Annotated in this window: 26 protein-coding genes; 13 read left to right on the forward strand and 13 right to left on the reverse strand. The window is 67.8% G+C overall.

Annotation, left to right across the window (positions count from 1 at the left end; all coding sequences use genetic code 11):
- Positions 1-15 precede the first annotated feature (15 nt).
- The 3 genes from ASF53_RS14730 to ASF53_RS14740 are packed head-to-tail and all read right to left on the reverse strand — an operon-like array spanning position 16 to position 2889.
- Complete coding sequence (locus ASF53_RS14730) at positions 16-345, reverse strand: lipid-A-disaccharide synthase N-terminal domain-containing protein (protein ID WP_003599063.1); 330 nt, start codon at positions 343-345, stop codon at positions 16-18.
- A 4-nt stretch (positions 346-349) separates the two neighbouring features.
- Positions 350-1108: a glycosyltransferase family 2 protein gene (locus ASF53_RS14735; protein ID WP_056199650.1), complete on the reverse strand. Its 759-nt coding sequence runs from the start codon at positions 1106-1108 to the stop codon at positions 350-352.
- Positions 1105-2889: an ArnT family glycosyltransferase gene (locus tag ASF53_RS14740; RefSeq protein ID WP_056199654.1), complete on the reverse strand. Its 1785-nt coding sequence runs from the start codon at positions 2887-2889 to the stop codon at positions 1105-1107. The genes ASF53_RS14735 and ASF53_RS14740 overlap by 4 nt, the downstream gene beginning before the upstream one ends.
- Positions 2890-3138: 249 nt before the next feature.
- On the opposite strand from ASF53_RS14740, the gene ASF53_RS14745 reads away from it, so the two are divergent.
- The 4 genes from ASF53_RS14745 to ASF53_RS25060 all read left to right on the forward strand — a co-directional run bounded on the left by ASF53_RS14745 (position 3139) and on the right by ASF53_RS25060 (position 5655).
- Positions 3139-3333: a hypothetical protein gene (locus tag ASF53_RS14745; RefSeq protein ID WP_003599068.1), complete on the forward strand. Its 195-nt coding sequence runs from the start codon at positions 3139-3141 to the stop codon at positions 3331-3333.
- A gap of 138 nt (positions 3334-3471) precedes the next feature.
- Complete coding sequence (locus ASF53_RS14750; protein ID WP_056199658.1) at positions 3472-5109, forward strand: acyl-CoA synthetase; 1638 nt, start codon at positions 3472-3474, stop codon at positions 5107-5109.
- Positions 5110-5152: 43 nt separating this feature from the next.
- Positions 5153-5380 carry a hypothetical protein gene (locus ASF53_RS14755; RefSeq protein WP_056200179.1) on the forward strand — a complete coding sequence of 76 codons (228 nt, stop codon included), beginning with the start codon at positions 5153-5155 and terminating at the stop codon, positions 5378-5380.
- Positions 5377-5655: a type II toxin-antitoxin system RelE/ParE family toxin gene (locus tag ASF53_RS25060; RefSeq protein ID WP_286134453.1), complete on the forward strand. Its 279-nt coding sequence runs from the start codon at positions 5377-5379 to the stop codon at positions 5653-5655. The genes ASF53_RS14755 and ASF53_RS25060 overlap by 4 nt, the downstream gene beginning before the upstream one ends.
- A gap of 13 nt (positions 5656-5668) precedes the next feature.
- Here the strand turns inward: ASF53_RS25060 and ASF53_RS14760 are convergent, their stop codons facing one another.
- Together ASF53_RS14760 and ASF53_RS14765 are read right to left on the reverse strand one after the other, a co-directional pair.
- On the reverse strand, positions 5669-6031 hold the full coding sequence (locus ASF53_RS14760; protein ID WP_056199661.1) for a response regulator: 363 nt from the start codon (positions 6029-6031) through the stop codon (positions 5669-5671).
- Positions 6032-6295: 264 nt separating this feature from the next.
- Entirely contained in the window at positions 6296-7552 is a 1257-nt protein-coding gene (locus tag ASF53_RS14765) for an ATP-binding protein (protein WP_056199664.1), read from the reverse strand.
- A 297-nt stretch (positions 7553-7849) separates the two neighbouring features.
- Between ASF53_RS14765 and ASF53_RS14770 the strand changes: the two genes are divergently transcribed.
- Complete coding sequence (locus ASF53_RS14770; RefSeq protein ID WP_056199667.1) at positions 7850-9250, forward strand: AMP-binding protein; 1401 nt, start codon at positions 7850-7852, stop codon at positions 9248-9250.
- A gap of 259 nt (positions 9251-9509) precedes the next feature.
- On the forward strand, positions 9510-9851 hold the full coding sequence (locus ASF53_RS14775) for a hypothetical protein (RefSeq protein ID WP_056199670.1): 342 nt from the start codon (positions 9510-9512) through the stop codon (positions 9849-9851).
- A 67-nt stretch (positions 9852-9918) separates the two neighbouring features.
- Here ASF53_RS14775 and ASF53_RS14780 read toward each other — a convergent pair whose 3' ends face one another.
- The 5 genes from ASF53_RS14780 to ASF53_RS14800 all read right to left on the reverse strand — a co-directional run bounded on the left by ASF53_RS14780 (position 9919) and on the right by ASF53_RS14800 (position 15504).
- Positions 9919-10116 carry a hypothetical protein gene (locus ASF53_RS14780; protein WP_012255296.1) on the reverse strand — a complete coding sequence of 66 codons (198 nt, stop codon included), beginning with the start codon at positions 10114-10116 and terminating at the stop codon, positions 9919-9921.
- Positions 10117-10294: 178 nt separating this feature from the next.
- Positions 10295-10663: a DUF6481 family protein gene (locus ASF53_RS14785; protein ID WP_003599084.1), complete on the reverse strand. Its 369-nt coding sequence runs from the start codon at positions 10661-10663 to the stop codon at positions 10295-10297.
- A gap of 102 nt (positions 10664-10765) precedes the next feature.
- A complete protein-coding gene (locus ASF53_RS14790) occupies positions 10766-10975 on the reverse strand; it encodes a cold-shock protein (RefSeq protein WP_003599086.1) in 210 nt (69 codons plus the stop codon).
- Between the two features lie 378 nt (positions 10976-11353).
- Entirely contained in the window at positions 11354-14944 is a 3591-nt protein-coding gene (gene mfd, locus ASF53_RS14795; protein WP_056199673.1) for a transcription-repair coupling factor, read from the reverse strand.
- A gap of 263 nt (positions 14945-15207) precedes the next feature.
- Positions 15208-15504 carry an FAD assembly factor SdhE gene (locus ASF53_RS14800; RefSeq protein WP_056199677.1) on the reverse strand — a complete coding sequence of 99 codons (297 nt, stop codon included), beginning with the start codon at positions 15502-15504 and terminating at the stop codon, positions 15208-15210.
- Between the two features lie 287 nt (positions 15505-15791).
- Between ASF53_RS14800 and ASF53_RS14805 the strand changes: the two genes are divergently transcribed.
- The 5 genes from ASF53_RS14805 to ASF53_RS14820 all read left to right on the forward strand — a co-directional run bounded on the left by ASF53_RS14805 (position 15792) and on the right by ASF53_RS14820 (position 19627).
- Positions 15792-15977, forward strand: a complete 186-nt coding sequence (locus ASF53_RS14805) for a hypothetical protein (protein WP_156635555.1) — start codon at positions 15792-15794, stop codon at positions 15975-15977.
- Positions 15978-16256: 279 nt separating this feature from the next.
- On the forward strand, positions 16257-16637 hold the full coding sequence (locus ASF53_RS14810; protein WP_056199683.1) for a hypothetical protein: 381 nt from the start codon (positions 16257-16259) through the stop codon (positions 16635-16637).
- A gap of 124 nt (positions 16638-16761) precedes the next feature.
- Entirely contained in the window at positions 16762-18945 is a 2184-nt protein-coding gene (gene recG, locus ASF53_RS14815; protein WP_056199686.1) for an ATP-dependent DNA helicase RecG, read from the forward strand.
- A gap of 69 nt (positions 18946-19014) precedes the next feature.
- The gene (locus tag ASF53_RS25780) at positions 19015-19245 is read left to right on the forward strand and encodes a hypothetical protein (RefSeq protein ID WP_156635557.1); all 231 of its coding nucleotides are present in this window, start codon (positions 19015-19017) and stop codon (positions 19243-19245) included.
- A 55-nt stretch (positions 19246-19300) separates the two neighbouring features.
- Complete coding sequence (locus ASF53_RS14820) at positions 19301-19627, forward strand: hypothetical protein (RefSeq protein WP_056199689.1); 327 nt, start codon at positions 19301-19303, stop codon at positions 19625-19627.
- A 22-nt stretch (positions 19628-19649) separates the two neighbouring features.
- Here the strand turns inward: ASF53_RS14820 and ASF53_RS14825 are convergent, their stop codons facing one another.
- Positions 19650-20495 carry a DUF502 domain-containing protein gene (locus ASF53_RS14825; protein WP_056199692.1) on the reverse strand — a complete coding sequence of 282 codons (846 nt, stop codon included), beginning with the start codon at positions 20493-20495 and terminating at the stop codon, positions 19650-19652.
- A 181-nt stretch (positions 20496-20676) separates the two neighbouring features.
- Here ASF53_RS14825 and ASF53_RS14830 point away from each other — a divergent pair, with 181 nt between their 5' ends.
- Entirely contained in the window at positions 20677-21111 is a 435-nt protein-coding gene (locus ASF53_RS14830; RefSeq protein ID WP_056199695.1) for a GlcG/HbpS family heme-binding protein, read from the forward strand.
- A 49-nt stretch (positions 21112-21160) separates the two neighbouring features.
- On the opposite strand, the gene glmS is transcribed toward ASF53_RS14830, so the two are convergent.
- Both glmS and glmU read right to left on the reverse strand, forming a co-directional pair.
- On the reverse strand, positions 21161-22987 hold the full coding sequence (gene glmS / locus ASF53_RS14835; protein ID WP_056199698.1) for a glutamine--fructose-6-phosphate transaminase (isomerizing): 1827 nt from the start codon (positions 22985-22987) through the stop codon (positions 21161-21163).
- Between the two features lie 172 nt (positions 22988-23159).
- Positions 23160-24545, reverse strand: coding sequence for a bifunctional UDP-N-acetylglucosamine diphosphorylase/glucosamine-1-phosphate N-acetyltransferase GlmU (glmU, locus tag ASF53_RS14840; protein ID WP_056199701.1), 1386 nt, complete (start codon positions 24543-24545; stop codon positions 23160-23162).
- A 543-nt stretch (positions 24546-25088) separates the two neighbouring features.
- Between glmU and ASF53_RS25065 the strand changes: the two genes are divergently transcribed.
- Complete coding sequence (locus ASF53_RS25065) at positions 25089-25895, forward strand: glycosyltransferase family 2 protein (protein ID WP_082482736.1); 807 nt, start codon at positions 25089-25091, stop codon at positions 25893-25895.
- Positions 25896-25929 lie beyond the last annotated feature (34 nt).

Here is a 25929-nt window from a genome sequence, read left to right on the forward strand (position 1 = left end):
GCCGCCGAACCCGTCTCAGGCCCGGCGGGCGCGGCGCCGCTCGCGGAAGATGAGGGCGAGGTTGCGCAGGTAGATGAAGGTGGACAGCCCCTGCCCGATGATGATCACCGGCTCCCGGCGCACGAAGCCGTAGACCAGGGTCATCAGCCCGCCGATGATCGACAGGAACCAGAACGAGAGCGGCATCACGCTCTTGCCCGCCCGCTCGCTGGCGATCCATTGCAGGATGAAGCGCGAGCCGAACACGAGCTGCGCCCCGATGCCGAACACCAGCCAGAAATCGAAGCGGGTGACGAACACGTCGTAGAAATAGGCCGGGAGATCCTCGGCGAGCTGGATCAGCATGGGGTCACCGGCTCTCGCTGTGCGGGATTTCCTCGGCCCGCGGGGCCGGGCGCCGCCGCCGGATCAGCCACCACACCCCGGCGAGATCGAGGATGCCGACCCAGAGCCGGTCGAACATCCCGTAATTCGAGTGTCCGGTGAAGCGCGGCCGGTCCACCACGTCGCGATGGACCACGCCGAACCCCTCGCGGGTAACGAGCGCGGGCATGAAGCGGTGGAGCGCGTCGAAATAGGGGAGCGTGAGGTAGACCTCGCGGCGAAACACCTTGAGGCCGCAGCCGGTATCGCGGGTGGCGTCCTTCAGGATCTTTCCGCGCACGCCGTTGGCGATGCGTGACTGGAACTGCTTCCAGGCCCCCTTCCGGCCGATCCGCTGGCCCTGGGCCAAGCCGACCGTCGGGCCGCCCTGTTCGAGGGCGGCATAGAGCACGGGGATGAAGGACGGATCGTTCTGGCCGTCGCCGTCCAGCGTGGCGATGACGGGCGCGCGGGCGCGCAGCACGCCGCTGCGCACCGCCCCGCTCTGGCCGCCGCCGCGGTCGTGGCGCACCACCCTGAGCCACGGATGCCGGGCCTGCAGGCCCCGGAGGGTGGCCAGCGTCGCGTCGGTCGAGCCGTCATCGACGTAGATGACCTCGAACGGCGCGAGGGTCTGGCAGGCATGGCCGATCTCGGCCACCAGGGCCTCGATGTTGCCGGCCTCGTTCTTCACCGGCACCACCACGCTGAGGCGCGGGGGCTCGGATTGGGTCGTCGTGCTCATGGTGTGGGACCCGGCAGCGCGGCGTAGGCGGAGACCCCGACCGGCTTGCCGCCGTTGATGTTGAAACCCGTGACCCGGCCGGCCGCGGCGGGCAGCGGCCCGCCCTGGGCAGATGCGAATTCGGCGGCGAATCGGTCCTCGACCAGCACGAGGCGGCAGCCGCCTTCGCGCAGGAACGCGATGGCCTCCGCACCGGAATTCAGCATGGCCAGATCCGTGCCGACGGTGAAGACGAGGCTCGGCTCGCGAAGGCCGAGGCTGGCCACACGCGGTGCCACGCAGGGCAGGGCGTCGCGGATCGCGGCCAGCCGCGGCGAGACCTTGAGGCTTTGCAGCACCGGCTGGGTCAGACCGAACACGGCGCCCGACAGCACCACCGAGGCGGCGATGGCGAGCACCAGAGCGGCTTCCCCTCCCCCTTGCCCTGCCCCTTCTCTCTCCCCGCGGGCAAAGGCGGCCCAGGCGAGGCCGGCGAGAATGCAGGCGGCGAGCAGCAACGGCAGGGCGGCCAGCGGCAGCACGTGGTCGAGACGCCACACGGCGACGCTGAGGCCCAGCGTCAGCCCCACCGGGATCAGCACGACGAGACTCGCCACCCACCGTGCACCGGGACGGCGCGGATCGAGGGCGCCGCGCGACAGCGCCAACACGGTGAGGATCGCCACCGCCGGCATCAGGGGCAAGACGTAATGCGGCAGCTTGGTCGGCACCGCCTCGAAGATCAGCCACATCGGCACGATCCAGGTCAGGAGCAGCGCCACCGCCTCCTCGCGCCGCCGCGCCCAGGCGAAGGGAATGGCGAGTGAAGCGAAGGCGGCGCCCGGCCAGAAGGTGGCGAAGAAGGCGAGCGCGTAGGCGCCGGGCGGGCCCCAATGCTTCTCGGCGCCGGTGCCGACCTTGCCGAGCATGTCACGCCCCACCGCCTCGCCGAAGAAGGCGCCGCCGCTCTTCCAGGCGATCGCCAGGAACCAGGGCGCCACGACGGCGAGCGTGATGAGAAGCCCGAGGCGCGGGCGCAGATCGAGCAGCCAGCGGGCCGAGCCCTCGCGCACGGCAAGGACGAGGGCGGCGAGCCCGGCGAAGAGCGGCACCATCGGCCCCTTCACGAGGATGCCGAGCGCGATGCCGAGCCAGAAGACCAGGGCCGTCCCGAGCGAGGCCGGGCCGCGGCGCCGCTCCAGCCGGGCGCGCCCGAGCCAGGCGCGGGCGAGCGCGCCGAAGGCGGCGACCGAGCAGGCGGTGAGCAGCGCGTCGGTCTTGGCAAGACGCGCTTCGGCCGAGAGCATGATGCAGGCGCCAAAGAGGGCGGCGGCCAGGAGCGCGCGGCGCCGGTCGAGGAGGGCGAGGCTCGCCCAGTAGGTCAGCAGGATCGCCGCCAGCGCGCCGAGGAGCGAGGGAATCCGGTAGAGCCCGATCTGCATGCGCGCCTGCGGCACACCGAGCGCCTCCCCGGCCGCGACGGCGGCGGCCTGCGCCCAGTAGATGCCGACCGGCTTCTTGTGGCGGGCCTCGGCCTGGAAGCGGATATCGACGAGGTCGCCCGTCTCCAGCATCTGCTTGGAGGCTTGGGCGAAGCGCGGCTCGTCCCGGTCCATCGGCTGGAGCGAGGCAAAGCCCGGCAGGAAGCTCGCGAGGCCGACAGCCAAGAGCAGGAGGCAGGCGCGGAGATGGCTCGCAGCCCCGAAGGACAGCACCCGGTCCGCGAGGCGCAATGCGCCGTCGAGCGGCCGGGCACCCTCCGCCGGTGACAGCGCGGCCGGCGCGACGCCGAGGCGCATCATCGGTGGGGGCCGCCCCCGATCGGTGCGGTCCGGCTCTGGCGGGGAGGAACGGGCATCGGCGGCTCGGGCGCGGATGAAAAAGGCCGGTGGACGGCCCGCGCCCCGGCCGGGGGCCGTGTCGATGATCCGCTTCGGATTGTCAAATGCGGAGCCCCGAAGCCCGACCGGATGCGGGGCCACCAGCAAAAAGCAACGCGACCATGCACTGGGTGGGTAGCCGGAGCGGGAGGGCGACCCTATATTCCGTTCATGGCAAACAACAGCGCAAATCCCTACACCCTCGAAATCGAAGCCTGCGAGCGCCCTGCCGGGCACTTCACCTGGGCCATCCGCCGGAACGGCAAACTCTTCCAGCGCGCGGATCGCGTGCAGACCACGGAAGAGGCCGCAGAGCGCAGCGGGCTCGCTGCTCTGGAAAAGCTCCTCAGCGGCCGGGAGCGTTGATCGGCCTTTTCGGCCGACTTACGCCTCAAATCCCTCATACCTGACAAGGCTCCCGGGCTCGCGCCCGTGGGGCCTTTTCTATGCCGTTGATCGCCCGCGGGGCTCGGATAATCTCCTCTCGAAACGGGAGGCGAGACCATGGCGCGCACGACGATCTACGACCGCGATCTCGACCCGAATCCGGCAAACTTCCAGCCGCTCACGCCGCTGACCTATCTCGATCGCGCCGCCCGCACCTTCCCGGACCGGGTTGCGGTGATCCATGGCCCCCTGCGCCGCTCTTACGCCGAGCTCTACGCCCGCTGCCGCCGCCTCGCTGCGGCTTTGGCTGCCCGCGGCATCGGCCGCGGCGACACGGTGGCGGTGCTGCTCGCCAACACGCCGGCGATGATCGAGTGCCACTACGGCGTGCCGATGACGGGGGCGGTGCTCAACACCCTCAACACCCGCCTCGACGCGGCGGCTCTCGCCTTCTGCCTCGACCACGGCGAGGCCAAGGTCTTCATCGTCGATCGCGAGTTCGCGCGGATCGGCCGCGAAGCGCTCGACAAGGCCGGGGTCTCACCCCTCGTCATCGACTATGACGACCCGGAATTCACCGGGGACGGCGGCTCCGTCGGCGAGACCGACTACGAAGCCTTCCTCGCCCCGGGCGATCCCGATTACGCGTGGGCGATGCCGGACGACGAGTGGGACGCGATCTCGCTGAACTACACCTCCGGCACCACCGGCGACCCGAAGGGCGTGGTCTATCACCACCGCGGTGCGGCCCTGCTCTCGCTCGGCAACGTCATCACCGCCGGGTTGCCACAGCACGCGGTCTATCTCTGGACCCTGCCGATGTTCCACTGCAACGGCTGGTGCTTCCCCTGGACGCTGTCGATCGTCGCCGGCACCCATGTCTGCCTGCGGCAGGTGCGGGCCGGCGCGATGTACGCGGCCCTGGCCGAGCACGGCGTCACCCACCTGTCGGGCGCGCCGATCGTGATGTCGACGCTGCTGAACGCCCCCGACGAGCAGAAGCGCCCCCTCCCCCGCCGGGTCCACTTCCTCACCGCCGCCGCGCCGCCGCCCGAGGCGGTGCTCGCCGCCATGGGCGAGGCCGGCTTCGACGTCACCCATCTCTACGGCCTGACCGAAACCTACGGCCCGGCGGTCGTGAATGCGTGGCACGAGGATTGGGACGCCCTGTCCCCCGACGAGCAGGCCCGGAAGAAGGCCCGCCAGGGCGTGCGCTACCCCGTCCTGGAAGGGCTCGACGTCCGCGACCCTGAGACGATGGAATCCCTGCCCGCCGACGGCACCAGCCTCGGGGAGGTGATGTTCCGCGGCAACGTGGTGATGCGCGGCTACCTGAAGAATCCGGCCTCGACCGAGGCCGCCTTCAAGGGCGGCTGGTTCCGCTCCGGCGATCTCGGGGTGAAGCATCCCGACGGCTACATCCAACTGAAAGATCGCTCGAAGGACATCATCATTTCGGGCGGCGAGAACATCTCCTCGATCGAGGTGGAGGACGCGCTGTTCAAGCATCCTTCGGTCGCGGTCGCCGCCGTCGTCGCCAAGCCCGACGCGAAATGGGGCGAGACGCCCTGCGCCTTCATCGAGCTGAAGGAGGGGCGGGAGGCGACCTCCGAGGAACTGGTCGCGTGGTGCCGCGAACGCCTCGCCCCCTACAAGCTGCCGCGCCACGTGGTGTTCGGCGAGTTGCCGAAAACCTCGACGGGCAAGGTGCAGAAGTTCCTGTTGCGGGAGAAGGCGCGGGAGGGCGACGCGTGAAGGCCGCTTTCGGCGCTGTGTCCACCTCTATAGAATGGACCTCATGACGGACCTTCTCGAACGAGCGGTCGCCACCGCGCGGGGACTCTCCCCGGAAATGCAGGACGAGATCGCGCGTCTCGTGCTCGCCTATGCGGGTGAGGAGCAATCGGTCATTCCGCTCACGCCCGAGGAAGAGGTTGACCTTGCGGAGTCGGATCTCGAAGAGGCCCGCGGTGACTTCGCAACGGAGGACCAGATGCGCGCCATCTGGGCGAAGTATGGTCGGTGAGAGTTCGCTACACGCTTACTGCCGCTCGGCAAATCGAGGCGGCGCTCGACTTTCTTGCACACGAGTCACCCCAAGCCGCATCCAGGCTTCAAGAGCGCATTCTATCGGTCGTGGCCCTGTTGCAAGCGCATCCCCAGGCGGGGCGTTTGACGAGTAAGCGGGGCATCCGGCGATTTCCGCTCAACTCGTTTCCCTACCTGATCGACGATCGCGCCACGGACCGAGACATCGTCGTGCGCCGCTCCCGCCATACGGCACGTCGCCCTCTGTCGTGATCCGCGGCCAGCCTCACTCCACGCCCAATTGCTGCGCGGCGCTCATGATCGCCGCCATGCGGTAGGGCTTCATCACCAGCACGCTCTCGCTCACCTGCCGGGGTTGCTCGGCGCTGTAGCCGGTCACGTAGATCACCGGCAGGGCCGGGTGCAGCACGCGGGCCCGCTCGGCGAGGTCCCAGCCGTCGAGCTGGCCCGGCAGGCGAATATCGGTGAACAGGAGATCGACCCGCCCGGCCCCCTGGAGCAGGCCGTAGGCCTCTTCCGCGGTGCCGGCGCTGAGCACGGCAAAGCCGGCATCCTCGAACTCCATGGTCACGGCATTGAGCAGCATCTCTTCGTCCTCGACGACGAGCACCGTCCGCTGGTCGGCCATCCGTCCCCCCCTCCCACGTCTTCTTTTTATTCGATAAGCCGGCATCCGGAAGGCGCAAAAGCCGCACGAACTGTCGAGTCCGGGCCTGCCTGCATCCCCTCCATCCGAACGCCGGTGGCCCCTTTTCGGATGATGCGCTTCGCTCTTATTTTCGCATCCTCTTTTTCCGAAAGCCGGCGGCCACCTTTCGGGACGATGCGCTTCGCTTTTGTTTTTGCATCCTCTTTTTCCGAAAGCCGGTGGCCACCTTTCGGGACGATGCTTTTAACCCGCGACCGCCACCGGCGGCAGCAGCGGCGGCGCAAGGCCTGGTTCGGTAGCCGGGACCGGCCGCACCGCCGGACGGCTCACGGCGGGCGCCTTCGCCGGGAAGGTCAGGCGCACCGTGGTGCCGGGCCTGCCGCTGCGCACGAAGGCGGCGCTGCCGCCCGATTGCTGCGCGAAGCCGAACACTTGGCTCAGGCCCAGGCCGGTCCCCTGCCCCAACGGCTTCGTGGTGAAGAACGGCTCGAAGGCCCGCGCCTCGACCTCCGGCGCCATGCCGATCCCGGTGTCGGACACTTCGACGGCGAACCCGTCGCCTTCGGGCAGCGGCCGGGTCGCGAGGGTGAGCGTGCCGCCCTCCGGCATCGCATCGCGGGCGTTGACCGCGAGGTTGAGGATCGCACTCTCGAACTGGTTGGGATCGATGTTCACCCGCGGCAAGTTCGGGGCGAGATCGGTCTCCAACCGGATGCGCGGGCCGATCGTGCCGCGCAGGAACTCGGCGAAGGAGGCGATCTGCGCGTTGACGTCGGTGCTGACCGGGGAGAGGGGCTGGCGGCGGGCGAAGGCCAGCAGCTTGTGCGTCATCGTTGCCGCCCGCTCGGCGCCCTTCACCGCATCGCGCAGGCGCGTGCGCAGGGGGCTCGCCTCGGGCAGGCCGCGCTCGACCCGGTCGAGGTTGAGCAGCACCACGTTGAGCAGGTTGTTGAAGTCGTGGGCTACGCCGCCGGTGAGCTGCCCGATCGCCTCCATCTTCTGGCTCTGGCGCAACGCCTCCTCGGCGCGCGCGCGTTCGGCATTGGCGGCTTCCAGGGCGACCAAAGCCGCGTCGCGCTCAGCGATACGGGCCTGCAACGCCTCGTTGGCCTGCCGGAGCTGGGTCGGCGACGGCAATGTCAGCGCCTTCGGCATCAGCACCCAGAGCGCCACCGCCGTGCCGATGGAGGCCATCCCGGTGATGAGCTTGACCGCGGCTTCCAGCCCGTAATCCGGCACCCAGAGCGTCCAGATCGCCATGAGATGCGTCGCGCCGCAGGCGGTGATGAACACCGCGAACGACCAGAACATCCAGCCGAACGCCACGTCGCGGCGGCGCGACACGAAATAGGCCAGCCCGACGGGGATCGAGAAATAGGCGAAGGCGATCAGGCTGTCGGAGACGACATGGGTCCAGATCAGCTCCGGTCGCCACAGCAGACAGATGCCGTGGGGCGAGAGGTTCTCGACCTCCCACAGCCGCCGCAGAAGTTCGAGCATCAGCCCCGGTCCCCCGCCCCGCCGCGCACGATCCCGAAGGCTGCGCAGGCCCATGCGACAGCATCGTCCCGAAAGATGGCCCCAGGCTTTCGGGACGAGGCTCGAACAAAAATCTCGGGCCTCGTTCCGGATTCGATTTCCAGGATGGGGCCCGAGACATGAACGATCGGGTGTGCCGGCGAATGCGGCCTCCCCTCGCACCAATTCTCTACGCGAGACGCCCGCGCCGACCAAACATTAAGTCTTGCTTAACCCTATTCGCTCATCACCAGGGGTGGCTTTCGAGGGCGGGCGCGAGTGTCGGCGCAACGGGCAATCACGCAGGTTGAGGCTTCGCAGAGGGCCTTGCAGGGAGCCTTGAACGGCGCCTCGCAGGGAACCCCGGACGCGACCTCACATGAGACGCCGGTCGATGCGCCCCTGCGGCGCATCAGCCTCGGCAGTCTGCTGTCCGCGACAGCGCGGCGCCATCCCGACCGGATCGCGGTGGTCGACCCCGCCGACAAGCCGGATTGGAGCGACCGGCCCGCCATCACTTGGACCTACGCCGCAGCCGCCGAGATCGTGGAGCGTCTCGCCCGCGGCCTGCGGAGTTGGCGTCTGCCGCCGGGGAGCCGCATCGGCCTGTGCCTTCCGGGCTCGGCCGAGAGCGCGCTGGCCATCCTCGCCGTCGAGGCCGCCGGCCACGTCGCCTGCCTGCTCCCGATCTCCTGGGACGAGGACCGCCTGCTCGCCGCGGCCCAGACCGTTGCCCTGAGCGCCGTGCTGACCCAGTCCCGGCTCGGCTCCGCCGCACCCGCCGAGCGCCTCTGCGCCGTCGCCGCGCGCTATTTCGGCCTGCGCTACCTCGCCGCCTTCGGCCCCGACGTGCCGGATGGGGTGATCAATCTCGACCGGTTCGTCCTCGACGGTCCGGCCGGAGAGCCGGCCGGACCGGCTCCCGCCGCGGCCGGCATCGTCAGCTTCATCGACGGCGACCCCGAGCGGCCGGTCTACCGCAGCGGCGAATCGGTGGTGGCGGCCGCCGCAGCCCATCTCGTGGCAATGCGGGTCGCGCCCGCCGAGCGCATCCTCAGCCTGATCGGCCCGCACGACCTGCGCGGCCTGGCCACCGGGCTCGCTTCCGCCCTCGTCGCGGGGGCCACCCTGGAGACGCTGCCGCTGTTCGACGGAGCCGCCTTCGCGACAGCCCTGCGCCGACCGGGTCCGACGCATCTCGTCGCGCCCGCTTTCCTCGAAAAGAACCTCGCCGGCCGCGACCTGCCGGCGGATCTGCGCTCCGTCGCCCTGGTGCACCGGGCGCCGACGCGCTTCCCCAATCGCAGCCGTGCCGTGGACCGGCCGCAGGGCCTGCGCCTCGAGACGGTGGTCGACACCATCGTCTTCGACGAGACGGCAATCCTCTCGGGCCGGCGCGGGACGGCGGGCGACCTCTCGCTGGTGCTCGGCAAGCCGGAACGGCTCTCCCTGCCCGCGGCCCTGATGTCCATGCGGCGCGATGCGGACGATCGCCTCGCCTTCCGGGGCCAAGCCTGCACCGTGACGCCGTTGCAGCGCGGGAATCGGCAGGCGATCCAGAGCGGAATATGGCAGGAGACGCCTTACGCGCCGGTGCTGTTCGCGGGCTTTGCGACGGCGATCGAGGTCGTGGAACCGTCCGATTCCGCCGACCCGGCGAAAATTTTTGCGCCTGCGTAATCAGGTCTCTGAACGGCGCGTTCCAACGTGCCGGCGCCCCATGCCAACATATGAAAAGCCGTTTAGAAAAAATGATTTAGGCGGGAAATGATGCAGGTAAGGGCCCCTGCCCCCAACCTGTGCGGCGCAGTTCATCCCGCCTTCAGCCCAGCGATTCCATGTTCACCCCATCTGCATGGCCGGCGAACCAATCGTGGCCATGCGGGTTATCCGGGGTGCCCCTTCACACAGGGCGCGACATGGGGTAACGCTGAAGCTTATGGGTGCGCTGCAACAAGTGCTTGTCGTTGACGATGGCCGCCGCGCTGTCGATCATTCTCTTGCCGCCGACCTCGCCGGGCTCGGTTATGCAAGCGTCACCGCTTCCATCGAAGCGGCGGACGATGTCCTTGCCGTGATCGCCCGTCCTGCGGCGATCCTTCTTCAGCTCTCGGCCAGCACGAACCCGCATCTCGCCGCGCTCGCCGAACGGCTGCGCGCCCGGATGCGTGCGGGCGGCATTCCGGTGATCGAGATGGACGACGCGGGTCCCCGCCCCGGCGCACCGGTCGATCTCAAGAGCCGGATCGGCCCCTATGTGCTCGCTGAGCCCGAGCTTTAGGTCGTTCCCGTAACGGGACAGTGACGGCGGGCCTCGGGCCCGCCTTTTTCATGCGCGACCCGGCAAATTACGCCGCTGCGATGATCTCGCTCTCGCGGACAGCGCGCTCGGCGGAGCCGGAGCGGATCCGGTAGGAGGGCTCGCCGGTCGGATCGTCGGGCATCAGGCGGACGACTTCGCTGATCGTGCCGAATCCCAGCCGCTCGTCGGTGGGGGACGATTGCGCGCGGCGAACCCGCTGGCCGATCTTGAACTTATGAAACATCGATGTCTCCTCGAACGCATTCCGTCGAAGCGGGAAGCCGCTTCGGCGGAGGAGAGCCCCTTCAAGACAACGGGTCAGAGCTGGTCTCGATCGCATTCGACCGAAAGCGGCCCCAGCTCCGTGCCGGGGCAAGCCCACGAGCCGGGGATCCGACTCACGGGAAAGCTTATCAGCGCGCTCAGCGGCGCAGCTTGATCTTGGCCTTGCGGGCGGCGTAGCGGGCGTCCCGCTCTTCCTTCTGCTTGGCCTGGGCCTCACGGGCACGCTCGGCGGCGGCCTCGATCTCGGCGGCCTTGCGCGCCACTTCGGCCTCGCGCTCGGCAGCGGCGATGGCAGCCAGCCGCTCGGCGTCGAGGCGCCGCTGCGTCTCACGCTCCTTGACCCGCTCGTCGCGCGCGACGGCGATCGCACGGCGCTCGGCCTGGCGGGCCTGCACAGCCGGATCATCATTGGAGGGGCGAGCGCGGAAGCGGGCGAGCATCGCCTCGCGGGAGGAAGCCGAATCCTGGCGACGGTCGTCGAAGGAGTTTTGTTTCGTGAAGCTCACAGAGTGTCCTTGGATGTGCCGAGCCCGGGATGGACCACGGCCTTAAAAGCGCAAAGCCGCTCCAGTCCGGAGCGGCTTCGACATATCGGGTTCAGGCGCGAATTACGCGACTTGGAGCTGACCCGCCGACTGCTTGCCGGAGCGGCGGTCGGTTTCCATCTCGTAGGAGACCTTCTGGCCTTCCGTGAGGCCACGCAGGCCAGCGCGCTCGACGGCGGAGATGTGGACGAAGACGTCCTTGGAGCCGTCCTCAGGCTGGATGAAGCCGAAGCCCTTCTGCTCGTTGAACCACTTGACGGTGCCGATGCTCATAGAATGTCCTTGTCTCCGCAGGATTCAGGTAGAGAGCCTTGCGCCATGCGGCACCAGGCTATGTCGTTCGACCGATAACGAAGGAAAATGAGAACCGCCCTGCGGAGGCGTCACGGCCCAGAAAATCCGGCCTCGCATCGATAAAATCTATATGCGACTCGAATGAAGCTTTATCAAGGCTCGTTTTATTTTTCGAGATGCAAGAATTGTTGGCAGGTCATTCGAAATGACCAGCTGCTTCACGCGATTCATCAACGCGCAGCGTGAGTTGAGCGGGATCTCCCAGGCCGCGAAATCTCTCGCACAGGCCGCGCGTGACACGCCCGCTTCGCCGTCCCGCTCCGACGGCGAAGGCCCTGCGGCCTCGCGAAGGCCGGGTCACGCTGCCTTCTTGGCCCGTTTGGCGATCGTCACGAGCCCGCGCAGGATCTGCGTCGTCTCCTTCAGCCGCCGCGGGATGCCGTCGAGTTCGCGGATGAACACGACGCTCATATCGGGCCGCACCTTGGCAAAGGAGCCCTGCTCCACGACCATGGCGGCGAGCCCCTGCGGGTTGGCGAAGGAGCGGTTGCGGAAGTGGACCACCACGCCCTTCGGCCCGGCCTCGACCTTCTCGATATTGGCCTCGCGGCACAGGATCTTGATGGTCACGATCTTCAGGAGCTGTTCCACCTCCGGCGGCAGTGGGCCGAAGCGGTCGATCAGCTCGGCGCCGAAGCTCTCCATCTCGGCATCGTTCTCGAGGGTCGAGAGGCGCCGGTAGAGGCCGAGCCGGACGGTGAGATCCTCGACATAGTCCTCGGGGATCGTGACCGGAGCGCCGAGCGCGATGGTCGGCGACCACGCCTCCTCCACCGGCTCCTCGATGCCGGCCTTGAGGGCGGTGACCGCATCCTCCAGCATCTGCTGGTAGAGTTCGTAGCCCACTTCCTTGATATGGCCGGACTGGGCATCGCCCAGGAGGTTGCCGGCGCCGCGGATGTCGAGATCGTGGCTCGCGAGCTGGAAGCCGGCGCCCAGCGTGTCGAGGCTCTGGAGCACCTTCAGGCGCTGTTCGGCCTGGGCGGTGAGCTGGCGGTTGGCCGGCGTCGTGAACAGGGCGTAGGCCCGTGCCTTCGAGCGGCCGACGCGCCCGCGCAACTGGTAGAGCGCGGCCAGACCGAACATGTCGGCCCGGTGCACGATCAGCGTGTTGGCAGTCGGGATGTCGAGGCCGGATTCGACGATCGTGGTCGAGAGCAGCACGTCGTACTTGCCCTCGTAGAACGCCGTCATCACGTCCTCGAGCTGGCCCGCCGCCATCTGGCCGTGGGCGACCGCGACGGTGGTCTCGGGCATCTCGGTGTCGAGGAAGCGTTTGACCTCGGCCAGATCCTCGATGCGGGGGGCGACGTAGAACGACTGGCCGCCGCGATAGCGTTCGCGCAGCAGCGCCTCGCGGACCAGCAGCGGATCGAACGGCGTCACGAAGGTGCGCACTGCCAGCCGATCCATCGGGGGCGTGGCGATGATCGAGAGTTCGCGCACACCCGTCATGGCGAGTTGCAGCGTGCGCGGAATCGGGGTGGCCGAGAGCGTCAGCACATGCACGTCGGCCTGGAGCGCCTTGAGCCGCTCCTTGTGGGCGACGCCGAAATGCTGCTCCTCGTCGACGATGATGAGGCCGAGATCCTTGAACGCGACGTTCTTGGCCAGCAGCGCATGAGTGCCGACCACGATGTCGACCGTGCCGTCGGCCAAGCCCGCACGGTTCTGGCGCTGTTCGCCTGCCGAGACGAAGCGCGAGAGCTGCGCCACGTTGATCGGCAGACCTTTGAAGCGCTCGGCGAAGGTGCGGTAGTGTTGGCGGGCGAGCAGGGTGGTCGGCACCACCACCGCCACCTGCTTGCCGGAAATCGCCGAGGCGAAGGCGGCGCGCAGGGCCACCTCGGTCTTGCCGAAGCCGACATCGCCGCAGACCAGCCGGTCCATGGGGCGGCCGGCATTGAGGTCGTCGAGCACCGCGTCGATGGCGTTGGCCTGATCCTCGGTCTCCTCGAACGGGAACCGGGCCGCGAACTCGCCATAGAGGCCGTCCGGGGCCTGGAGGCGCGGGGCGGATTTGACGAAGCGCGCGGCGGCGATCTTGATGAGGTCGCCGGCCATCTCAAGGATGCGGCGCTTCATCTTGGCCTTGCGAGCCTGCCACGCCCCGCCGCCGAGGCGATCCAGCGCGACCTCCGAATCCTCTGAGCCGTAGCGGGTCAGGAGCTCGATGTTCTCGACCGGCAGCAGCAGCAGGCCGCCGGCATATTGCAGTTCGAGGCAGTCATGCGGCGCGCCCGCCGCCGTCACGGTCTTGAGCGTGACGAAGCGGCCGATGCCGTGGTCGGCATGGACCACGAGGTCGCCGGGCTGGAGCGCCTGCACCTCCAGGATGATGTCCTGCGGGCGCTTCGACTTGCGCTTCTGGCGCACCAGCCGGTCGCCGAGGATGTCGCCCTCGGCCACCACCGCGAGCCGGTCGAGGGTGAAGCCGGATTCCAATCCCCAGACCGCGACCGCCAGGTCGGTCCCGCGCTTGAGCGCGTTGACCGCGGCGAAGGTGTTGATCACCGTCGGCTTCTTGAGCCCGTGGTCGGTCAGCACGCCGCAGAGCCGGTCGCGCGAGCCTTCGGACCAGGATCCAAGGATCACGTGATGCCCGGATGCCTGGAGATCCCGGATATGCGCGACGGCCGCATCGAACACGCTGGCCGCGTCGTCGGCCCGCTCGGGCGCGAAGCTTCGCCCGGCTTTGGCGCCGCAATCGATCACCGCGCGCTCGTCAGAATCCGGCATCGCGAAGGGGGTGAGCCGGGCCACCGTGCCGGCCTCGACCTTGCTCTTCCACTCGTTGGGCGTGAGGTAGAGCGCGCGCGGCGGCAGCGGCTTGTAGGGCGCGACGCCGCTCTGCGGGTTCTTCAGCGCCGCTTCACGGGCCTGGAAATAGTCCTGGATCAGGGCGAGCCGCTCGGTGGCCGCCTCCTCCACCTGCGGGTCGAACAGCATCGGCACATCGCCGAGATAGTCGAACAGGGTGTCGAGGCCGTCGTAGAACAGCGGCATCCAGTGCTCGATGCCGGCATAGCGCCGGCCCTCGCTCACCGTCTCATAGAGCCGGTCGTCGCGGGTCGCCGCGCCGAAGCTCGACAGGTAGCCCTGCCGGAAGCGCCGGATCGTCTCAGTGGTGAGCTGCACCTCGCTCATCGGCACGAGGTCGAGGGAGCGCAGGCTTCCCACGGTGCGCTGCGTCTCCGGATCGAAGGCGCGGATCGATTCGAGCGTGTCGCCGAAGAAGTCGAGGCGGATCGGGTTCGGCAGGCCGGGGGGCGACAGGTCGAGGATGCCGCCGCGCACGGCGTATTCGCCCGTATCCCGCACCGTTCCCGTGCGCAGGAAGCCGTTCGCCTCTACCCAGGCCACGACCTTGTCCATCGGCACCACGTTGCCGATCGCCGCCGAGAAGGTCTCGATGGCCACGCGCGACCGCGGCGGCACCCGCTGCACCAGGGCGTTGACGGTGGTGCAGAGGATGCGCGGCTTCTCCTCCGACGAGCGCGAGCGGGTCAGCCGCGAGAGCGCGGTCATGCGCTGGGCGGCGATGGCTCCGTTCGGCGAGACGCGGTCGTAGGGCTGGCAATCCCAGGCCGGAACGCTCATCGCCTCGATCTCGGGGGCGACGAATTTCAGCGCGTTCTGGAAGGCGTTGGAGCGGCCGGAATCGCGGGCGACATGCACCAGCACCGCCGGCCCCTCGAACGAGCCGGACAGCGCGCGGGCGAGATCGGCGGCCACCAGCGCGTCGAAGCCGTCGGGGACGCTCGCCAGCGTCGGGCTGTCGCCGCGCTTGATCGCATCGAGCGCCTTGGTGAGCGGCGCCGATTTCGGCAGGGCGAAGCGGGCGGTCTGCGGCTTCGGAGCGGGCGGCTTGGGTTGGGGCTTGGCCATCGGTTCGTTGGTTTTCTGCGTGCGCTCGACGTCGTCGCCCTCCCCTTCTTACGGGGAAGGATGGCCCTCGCGTCAGCGAGAGCCGGGAGGGAGAAGCGCCGCCTCCGGAAGGGCTTGAGCCATCCCCTCACCCGCCCCCTCCCGCAGAGGGGAAAGGGCGTACCGGCGCCTGGAATATCGCACAAGACGCCCGGTCGCTGCGGCCGTGCAGCGGGCGTTTTGCAAGAGACACGAATCAGGAAGCCGTCCGCGGCGGCAAACGTTCAGTTGTGAATCGGCGCGTCGTGGCGGTGGAACGCCTTGAGCCGGCGATACACGGCGGTGTCGTAGTTCTCCGGCGTCGCGTCCTCGCCGGTGAGCCAGCGGAACAGGTCGCGGTCGGGCACCTCGATCAGCGCCTCGAACTGCGTCAGTTCCTCTTCGGAGAGTTCGCCGATCTCCGCATCGGCGAAACGGCCCATGATGAGGTCCATCTCGCGGATGCCGCGGTGCCACGCGCGAAACAACGTGCGGCGGCGGCGCGGGTCGAGGTCGGCGCTGGTGCGGGTGGTGCCGGACATGGGCTGTCCCCTGGTAATCCTGAACCCGCATGTAGAGGGGCAGGCGGCCGCGGGCAAACGGCGCGTCGGCACAGGTGGTGTGCCGGAAAGCGGCCGGCCGGATCGGGGAGCGGACTCCGTTGGCAGCTGGAGCGCGGAGTAGGTAACGCTGGCAGCGACGCATCACACCTTTTAGTTGTAGTAGACTTGCAACAGCTTGACCATCTCGCAACAACCGCACGCCCGCTCGACCACGGATGTCCGCCTTGTTTTTTCTGCGCTATCTCGTGAGGAGCACCGCTCCCTCGTTGCGGTCGATCGGTACGCCGACTTACCGGTCCCTCCAGCGGGAGAAAGCGACCTATCCCGGCCGCCTTGAGGGCTACGTTCCCTACGCCGCCAACCATGAACCGCCCGACCAGACTGCGACCGAGCAGCGGGCCCGGATCATCGCCCGCCGCGTCAGCGCCGTCGCGGAGGAGCGGGCTGCATAGGCCGCAGCCCTGCTCGAACGGCAAGGGATCGCCGTCGCGCCGAATGCAGACGCCTGGGACGTAGCCGGCCGCTGGCTTGCGGAGCACGTCGAAGGAAGCCGCGAGCCTGGCTCGGACTGCTACTCGCCTGGTCTATCCCGACGCTACCAAGGACCGGCGCCAAAACAGGTCGGCGGCGAGAGCACGACGCAGCTTCGCCCGCTCTGGCGCTGCCTCGCTCTCGACCTCGGCCTACTCCTCGGCCAGCACATGATTGCGGCCCGGCCTGGCGCGGGCTGGATGGTCGAGAACGCGCTGCGCACGCGAGCCTCAAGCGTGCAGGGCGAGCCGCTCATCGTGGCGGACGACATCGTTCTCGGCTATCCCCATCGCCAGATAAGGGAATTCCTCCACGTCGCGAAGCTCGTCCGGCTGGGGCTATGTGACGAGGCTGTGCCACCGCTCGGCGATGCGATGCGCCTTCTCGTCAGGTTGGACGATCAGGCGAACCGCGAAGATCCGGCGGCGAATTTTATCGCGGAGCTGGAAAATATCGTCGCGGAATATGAGTTCATGCCGGCGGATAAGGAACTGCTCATGCTCGCCGAGCAGTTCGGGCTCGACGCGCTACCGCCGCTCCCGCCTAACCTCGAAGTCCTCCGCCACCAGATCGCTCCCTGACCCGCAACACCGAAGCCCTGCGGTGGCGGAGCCGGTGGGAACTGCGGCTCCAATGCCGTATGCACGCGATGCGGCCGAAGCACGAAGTGCGGCAACCTAGGCCGGCCAGCATGACGCCATCCTGATGCCCTCGGACACCACCCCGGCCCTCGAACGCGACGCGGCCCCTCCCCGCCCCACTGGGGACGACGCCCCCGGCCTGCGCCCCAGCATTCTCGACCCGCTCTTCGCGCCCGCCCGCGGCCTGCCCGGCGTCGGGCCGAAGATCGCGCCGCTGATCGAAAAGCTGCTCGGCTCCGAGGAGCGGCCGGCCCGCGTCGCCGACCTGCTGTTCCACCTGCCCCAAAGCGGCGTCGCCCGGCCGCTCTGCGGCTCGATCCGCGATGCGCCGACGGGGGAGCCCGTTACCCTCGGCGTCACCGTGGTGGCCCACCGGCCGCCGGGCCTCGGCAAACGCGCGTTCCGGGTGCTGGTCGAGGACGGGACCGGCGATATCAGCCTCGTCTTCTTCGGCATGCCGCGGGGGCGCATCGAGAAGATGCTGCCGCTCGGCAGCCATCGCTACGTCTCAGGGAGGATCGACCTGTGGGACGGCACGCGGCAGATGGTGCATCCCTCCCGCATCCTCGACCAGGAGGGGTTGGCCAGCCTACCCGCGGTCGAGCCGATCTATGGGGCGACCGAGGGGCTGACCTCGCGGGTGATCAGCAAGATCGTCCACGGCGCGCTCGACCGGTTGCCCGTCCTGCCCGAGTGGCAGGACGCGTCCTATCTCGCCCGCAACCGCTTTCCCCCCTTCGCCGAAGCCCTGCGCATCGAACACCGGCCGGAGGAGGCGCCCCCGCCCCCGGTCGAGGGACAGGCGCCGCCCGCGAGCCCCGCGCGCAAGCGCCTCGCCTACGACGAGTTGCTCGCCTCGCAGCTCGCGCTCGCCCTGGTGCGGGCCCGGCAGCGGCGCAAGCCCGGCCGGGTCAATGCCGGCGACGGGCATCTGAAAGCGCGCGTCGAGGCGGCGCTCCCCTTCGCGCTGACCGGGGCGCAGGCGCGGGCGGTGGCGGAGATCCGCGCCGACATGGCCGCCGAGCGGCGGATGCTGCGGCTGCTCCAGGGCGATGTCGGCTCCGGCAAGACCGCCGTGGCGTTGCTCGCCATGGCCTCGGCGGTGGAGGCCGGGCGGCAGGCGGCGCTGATGGCGCCGACCGAGATTCTGGCGCGCCAGCATTACGAGCGACTGGTGCCGCTGGCCGGCGCCATGCGCCTGCGGCTGCTGACCGGCCGCGACCGGGCCGCCGAGCGGCGGGCGACGCTGGCGGATCTCGCGGCGGGCGAGATCGACATCGTCGTCGGCACCCACGCCCTGTTCCAAGAGTCGGTGGCGTTCCGCGATCTCGGCCTCGCGGTGGTGGACGAGCAGCACCGCTTCGGCGTGCACCAGCGCCTCGCGCTGGGGGCCAAGGGCGAGGCGGTGGACATCCTTGTGATGACCGCCACCCCGATCCCGCGCACCCTGGCGCTCACTTTCTTCGGCGACATGGACGTCTCGGTGCTCGACGAGAAGCCGGCCGGGCGCCAACCGATCAAGACCATCACCGTGCCGGTCGAGCGCATCGACGAGGTGGTGGGCGGGCTGCACCGGGCGCTTCAGGGGGGCGACCGGGTCTACTGGATCTGTCCGCTGGTGGCCGAATCGGAATATGTCGATCTCGCCGCCGCCGCCGAGCGGTTCGAGGATCTGCAGAAGCATTTCGGCGACGCCGTCGGCCTGATCCACGGCAAGATGCCGGGGCCGGAGAAGGACGCGGCGATGGAGGCCTTCGCCGCCGGCCGCACCCGCGTGCTCGTCTCGACCACCGTCGTGGAGGTCGGCGTCGATGTGCCGGAGGCTACCATCATGGTGATCGAGCATGCCGAGCGCTTCGGGCTGGCCCAGCTCCACCAGCTTCGCGGCCGGGTCGGGCGCGGCTCGAAGGCCTCCTCCTGCCTGCTGCTCTATCGCGGGCCCCTCGGCCAAGTGGCCAAGGCGCGCCTGGAGATGATGCGCTCGAGCGAGGACGGTTTTCGCATCGCCGAGGAAGATCTGCGCCTGCGCGGCGAAGGCGAGGTGCTCGGCACCCGCCAATCCGGCGCCGCCGCCTTCCGCCTCGCCCGGCTCGAGACCGACGGCGACCTGTTGGAGGCCGCCCGCGACGACGCCCGGCTGATCGTGGAGCGCGACCCGCGCCTCTCGAGCGAGCGCGGCCGGGCGCTCAGGGTGCTGCTCTACCTGTTCGAGCGCGAGGCGGCGATTCGACTCATCGGCGCAGGCTGACCCCGCGCCCGCGCGGCGGTCGAGACTAGCCCGTTTTCTCCATCCGGAGGGAGCCTGCGGACACCGAAGATGATCGCCCGTTCAGAAAACCATTCAGAAACGGACGATTCTGAACGGGCCGTTCAGGAAGCTGAATCCGCCGCGCCGGGCATTCCCGGCTGCGGCAACTCTGCGCGGGAAAAAGGCGTTTTTCTTTTCCGATCAACCCCTTGCACAGCGTCGCTCGCACTCGGAGCGAGCGTGCGGAAGGGCAGAAAAAGCGGAATTACCTTGTATCTGCCCCAATTGCCGCTTAACTGAAGATGAACAAACGGCCTCGTAGACCGGGGTGCCACTGGAAAAAAGGAGGATCGCGATGTCGATCGCACCGTTCCAACGCCTGCCGGGTTCCTCCGAGAATTGGGGAGCCGACACGCTTTCCGTCGAACCTTGGCTCATGCCGATCTCGGACCGCGAGACGCGCGACGAGACGACGACGGACGCTCTGGTCAATGCCGTTCGGCAATCCTCGCGCCGACTCTGGATCGCGGCCAATGCCCTGTGTGCGGGCCTCGCCCTGTTGGTGACGGTCCAGATCGCCAGCGATTGGTCCGCGCCGGTCGCCCGCCCTGCGGCCACGCATCAGGTCGCCGACGCGACACCGCCGACCCTGCCGGTCGAGAAGGCGTCGCTCCAGCACTGAGGCGATCAGGCCTCGGAACGCTCTACAGATCCTGGCGCGCCGGTTCACGGCGCGCCTTTTCCGTTTCTGCAGCCTCGCCTTCCTGCATCTGCGCCTGCCGCAAGGACGCGGCCATGGCCTGCAGGCCCGCTCGCGGATCTTCCGGCTGGATCACGCCCGCCGACATCACGAGCTTGGCCGCGTCGTCCACGCTGATGCCGACCTCGACGATGTCCGCGCGCGGCAGGTAGAAGAAGAACCCCGTGGTGGGGTTCGGCGCGCAGGGCAGGAAGACGCCGACATAATCCTTGGCCTCGCCCCCCTCCTTGGCATGGAGCGCGCCCTGCACCTCGTTGGCGGCGGGTGCGGAGAGGAACACCACCGACCACGTCCCCTTCACCGGAAACTCCACGAGTCCGACGGTGCGGAACGAGGTGCCGTTGGCCGAGAACAGCGTCTCGAAGATCTGGCGCAGGCCGCGGTAGAGCCCGGAGATGACGGGCGTGCGGGCGAGCAGCACCTCGCCGAACTCGACCACCGAGCGCCCGACGAGGTTGGCGGTGAGAAAACCCAGCAGCGTCACCGCGACGAAGGCGATGACGAGGCCGATTCCGGGGATCGAGAAGGGCAGGTAGTGGTCCGGCAGGTAGCTGACCGGCACCAGCGGCTTCACCCATCCGTCGATGAGGGCGATGAACCACCACGTGATGTAGATCGTGATCGCGAGCGGGCCCGCGACGATCACGCCGGTGAGGAAGTAGGTCCGCAGCCGGCCCCGGGCGCTGACGCGCGTCTTGGACGAGGCGGGTTCCGGGGCATCCGGAATCGGCGAGAGGGTCGGCGCCACGCATGCACCTCGAGCGACGGACGAGCGGACGGACGGATCCATCCCGGCCTCCGGCTCTCCGGGGCAGAGACGTAGCGGCTGCGCACGGGCGGCTCAAGAGCGACCGGTGCCGGAGGGCATATTGAGTGGTGCGCGAGGCAACTTGATCGGGGCCCGAGAAATCTTACCTCGGAACAGCCCGTTGTGGCCAAGGTTCAGCGATAAGTTTCAGGGAGAAGACCCGATGCACGTCACCATCGAACAGGCGGAAAAGGCGATTGAAGCCGCCCGCGCCAAGGCGGTCGAACTCGGCACTCAGATGTGCATCGCGATCGTCGATTCCGGCGGCAACCTCAAGGCCTTCCACCGTATGGACGGCGCCTGGGTCGGCTCGATCGACATCGCGCAGAAGAAGGCCAAGACTTCCGTCTTCTTCGGGATGAAGACGGGCCAGATCGGCGCCCTGTCGCAGCCCGGCGGCTCGCTCTACGGCATCGAGCATTCGAACCAGGGCCTGATCACCTTCCCCGGCGGCATCCCGATCGTCGATGCGGATGGCGAGATGTCGGGCGCGATCGGTGTCAGCGGCTCGTCGGTGGAGAACGATGACGCGGTGGCGCTCGCCGGCGCCAGCGCGATCGGCGACACCGAGCTGCCCGACCACCCCTGGCGCACCTGATTCTTGGGCAGGCGCATCGATCCGAAGGCCGGATCGATGCGCCGTCCTGTCACTCCACCGTGACGGATTTTGCTAGATTGCGCGGCTGATCGACGTCTTTGCCCATGAAGACGGCGGTATGGTAGGCGATGAGCTGGATCGGCACCGCGTAGACGATCGGCGCGATCACCGGGTCCACATCCGGCATGGTCAGCGTCGCCAGCGTGTCGAGCCCGGCCGCCGCCGCGCCCTTCGCGTCGCCGACGAGGATGATCTTGCCGCCGCGGGCGGCGACCTCCTGCATGTTCGAGACGGTCTTCTCGAAGATCGCGTCGTGGGGCGCGATCACGATCACCGGCACGCTCTCGTCGATCAAGGCGATCGGCCCGTGCTTGAGTTCGCCCGCCGCGTAGCCCTCGGCGTGGATGTAGCTGATTTCCTTCAGCTTCAGGGCGCCTTCGAGCGCCATCGGGTAGCTCGTGCCACGGCCGAGATAGAGCACGTCGCGGGCCTTCGCGATCTCGCGGGCGAGCACCTCGACCTCCGCTTCCATCGTCACCGCCTCGGCCATCAAGCCGGGGGCGGTGATGAGCGCATCGACGACGGCGCGCTCGCGCTCCGCGCTCAGGGTGCCGCGGGCGCGCCCGGCGGCCAGCGCGAGGCAGAGCAGCACCGTGAGTTGGCAGGAGAACGCCTTGGTCGAGGCAACCCCGATCTCGGGACCGGCGAAGGTCGGCATCACCGCCGAGGATTCCCGGGCGATGGTCGAGGTCGGCACGTTGACGACCGCCAGCGTGTGCTGCCCCTGCGCCTTGGCGTAGCGCAGCGAGGCGAGCGTGTCGGCGGTCTCGCCCGATTGCGAGATCACGAGCGTCAACCCGTCCCGCTCCAGCGGCGGCTCGCGGTAGCGGGTCTCGGAGGCGACATCGATCTCGACCGGCAGACGCGCCAGGGTCTCGAACCAGTATTTGGCGACGAGGCCGGCATAGTAGGCGGTGCCGCAGGCGGTGATCGACAGGCGCGAAAGCCGGGCGAAATCGAAGGGCAGCTCCTCCTGTAGGACGACCTGACCGCGCGACATGTCGATGTAGTGGGCCAGCGTCCGGCCGACGACCTCGGGCTGCTCGTGGATCTCCTTCGCCATGAAGTGGCGATGGTTGCCCTTGTCGACGAGGAAGGCCTGCGTCGCGATTTTTTGGCGCGGCCGGTGCATCACGGCACCGGTGATGTCGCGGATCTCGGCGCCGTCGCGGGTCAGGATCGCCCAATCACCCTCTTCGAGATAGGTGATCTCGTCGGTGAAGGGCGCGAGCGCGAGCGCGTCAGATCCGAGATAGGTCTCGCCCTGTCCGAAGCCGATGGCGAGCGGCGCGCCGTGGCGGGCGCCGATCAGGAAACCGTCCTCGCCCGCGAACAGGAAGGCCAGAGCGAAGGCGCCGTGCAGGCGCGGCAGCGCCGCCTCGACCGCGGCCACGGGCCCGAGCCCCTGCTCCATCAGGTGGCTGACGAGCTGCGCCACGACCTCGGTGTCGGTCTCGCTTTCGAAGCGCGCCCCCGCCGCTTCGAGTTCACTCTTCAACTCGCGGAAATTCTCGATGATACCGTTATGAACCACCGCCAGCCGCTCGGTGGCGTGCGGGTGGGCATTGGTCTCGTTGGGGCGTCCGTGTGTGGCCCAGCGGGTATGGCCGATGCCGATGGCGCCTGGAAGCGGCGCCTGGACCAGCTTACGCTGCAGGTTCGAGAGTTTGCCCTCGGCCCGGCGGCGGTCGAGCCGTCCGTGCTCCAGGGTGGCGACGCCAGCCGAATCGTAGCCGCGATATTCGAGCCGCCGCAGCGCCTCGACCAACGCGTCCGCGACCGATTCACGTCCGACGATGCCGACAATTCCGCACATGGCCGATCCTGAAGCCGCCCGATTGACAATGCCGCATCATCCCGTGTGGGACATCCGCTCTAGCTCAGCTTCCTGCAAAGCAAGAGCCTGACCTGAGGCGTGGCGCGGATGGAGGGGCTTGTAGGGATCGCAGCGCGAGAAGGCCAGCACCCGCCGCCCTGTGACTTTCGACTCAGCTCTTCTTCGCCTCGCGGGCGGCCTTGGCGGCCTTCAGAGTCTGGCGCAAGGTCTTGGCCGCCCCCTCGCGGGTGACCTGCCGCCCCCGCGCAACGGCGAGCGCGTCCGCCGGCACGTCGCGGGTGACCACCGAGCCAGCCCCGACCAGCGCGCCCGCGCCGACGCTGACCGGCGCGACCAGCGCCGAGTTCGAGCCGATGAAGGCGCCCTCGCCGATGACGGTGCGGTGCTTCGACACGCCGTCGTAATTGCAGGTGATGGTGCCCGCGCCGATATTGGCGCCCGCCCCGACCTCGGCGTCGCCGAGATAGGTCAGGTGCGAGGCCTTGGCGCCCGCATGCAGGGTCGCGTTCTTGATCTCGACGAAGTTGCCGAGATGGACGCCCGCCCCCAGAACCGCACCACCGCGGAGGCGCACATGCGGGCCGATATCGGCGCCCTCCATCAGCCGGGCATCGTGCAGGTGCGAGAAGGCGCGGATGGTACAGCCATCGCCGACGACGACGCCGGGGCCGAACACGCAGTGTGGCTCGACGACGACGTCGCGGCCCAGGATCGTGTCGACGCTGAGGAACACCGTCTCGGGCGCGATCAGCGTCGCCCCGCCGAGCTGGGCCGCCCGGCGCAGGCGCGCCTGGATCGTGGCCTCCGCCTGGCTGAGTTGCACCCGGTCGTTGACGCCCTGTGCCTCCGCCTCGGCCACGGGCACCACGGCGACGGCGAGCCCGTCGGCCGCGGCGAGCGCCACCGCGTCGGTGAGGTAGTATTCACGGTTGGCGTTGTCGTTGCCGATCCGCTCCAAGAGGCCGAGGGCGTGGGCGCCGGAGAGCGCCATCAGCCCGGCATTCGACAGGGTCACCCGCCGCTCGTCCTGCGAGGCGTCCTTCTCCTCGCGGATCGCTAGGACGCGATCCCCCTCCGTCAGCACGCGCCCGTAACCGGTGGGGTCGGCGGCCTCGAAGGCCAGCACCGCCACCGCCGCGCCCTCACGCAGGGGCGCGCGCAGGCGAGCAAACGTCTCGGCCGTGACGAGGGGCGTGTCGCCGAAGGCCACGATCACGTCCTGCCCCCCCTCCAGCGCCGTGCGGGCGGCGAGCACGGCATGCGCCGTGCCGAGGCGCTCGGCCTGCGGATGAACACTGGCGCCGGGCGCCAGCCGCTCGATCTCGCGGACGATGTCTTCACGGTCCGGCTCGACCACCACGGCGAGGCGGGAGGCGCCCGCCTCCTGCACCGCGGCGAGCACGTGGCCGAGCATCGAGCGGTTGGCCAGCGCGTGCAGAACCTTGGGCCGGTCGGAGCGCATCCGCACACCCTTGCCGGCCGCCAGCACGATCGCCGTGAAGCCGCTCTCCGCCCCGTGGTTCGCGCCTGCCGTCATCGAAATCCGCTTCCTGCCGTCTGAGAGTGCTTCACGAAACACCCAGCCGCCGCCCTCGCCTCCAGCGGAACATCGCGGCGGGCACCCGTGAAAGGCACCGATTAGACGGCCCATTTAACCGATTGGGATGCTGGCGCGAAGAGCGACGGGGATCTGCGAAATTCAAAGGCCGGGAGATGCATCTGACCGCCGAAATCGCCCTTGCAACCGGCGCTCGCACGCCAGTGCCGGAGGAGCAGGCATGAGCCGCGCCAAAGTCACCTATCGGGTGGGCAGTTCGTTCGCGTGAATGCCAAAGCGACAATGAGAGTGTCCTGAGTCTTGAACAACTCAAAATTAATTTTTATACGAAAATCACCTTAGAGTCTTTCATCGCGACACCTCGCGCGAATGGCTACGTCCGAAAGAGCTATTTGTGGGATTATCAAACAAAGCACGAAATATACAATGATGAAAAATAATATTGCCATATATTGATGAAAATTCTGACCGCTACATCAAAATCTCAATTTACATCTCAAGCAACCCAAAAAAGGAACAGACATGAAGTACGCCGCGGCATATGTGCATATCAAAAACGAAGACGATCTTATTCATGAATGGATGGCATTCCACAGGGCAGTCGGCTTCGAACATCTAATTATTATAGACAACGGAAGCTCGGACAATTCCCGCTCCGTCATCAAACAATTTCGCGATGCCGCCTCGGTCACATATTTGCATCGTCGATCGGGCGACCCGATCGATTTCGAGATCGATGCGATTAAAATGTTTGGCGACCAATTTCGCTGGATTGCTTTCATCGATGCAGACGAATTCCTATTCCCCAGCCAGGGCGGCGATATCAGAAATGTTTTATGCGACTACGAAGATGTCTCCGGCATCGGGGTTTACTGGCACATCTACGGATCCTCTGGGCATCAAACAAAACCGGAAGGAACCGTCATCGAGACCATGCTTCACAGGGCCGATGACAGCTACATTAAAAACAGGCATGTAAAGTCGATCATCAAGCCGCCGAAAGTGTTTTACCCATTCGGAACGCATACGTTTAAACTCGATGGCGCATTCGTAGACGAAACCAAAGCGGCTCTTCACAATCGCCCGCCGCATGGATTTTATGATGACATGACGCCATCACATCAGAAACTGAGGATCAACCACTACCATGTGCGTTCCTTGGAGCAGTACAAAAGAAAGGCAACACGCGGATATTTCGGGATAAATGATGATAATATCAATAAATCCCAAGAACGCTTTGAAGAAATGTGGCGCGCACACGATAAAAACGACGTCCATGACGACAGCGCCCTTCAATATCTGCCGTTGATGAAATTCTATATGTCGTAAAATACAATGAGATATCGTGAGGGGGCGCAGTCCT

The organism is Methylobacterium sp. Leaf123 (assembly GCF_001423405.1).
Taxonomy (GTDB): domain Bacteria; phylum Pseudomonadota; class Alphaproteobacteria; order Rhizobiales; family Beijerinckiaceae; genus Methylobacterium.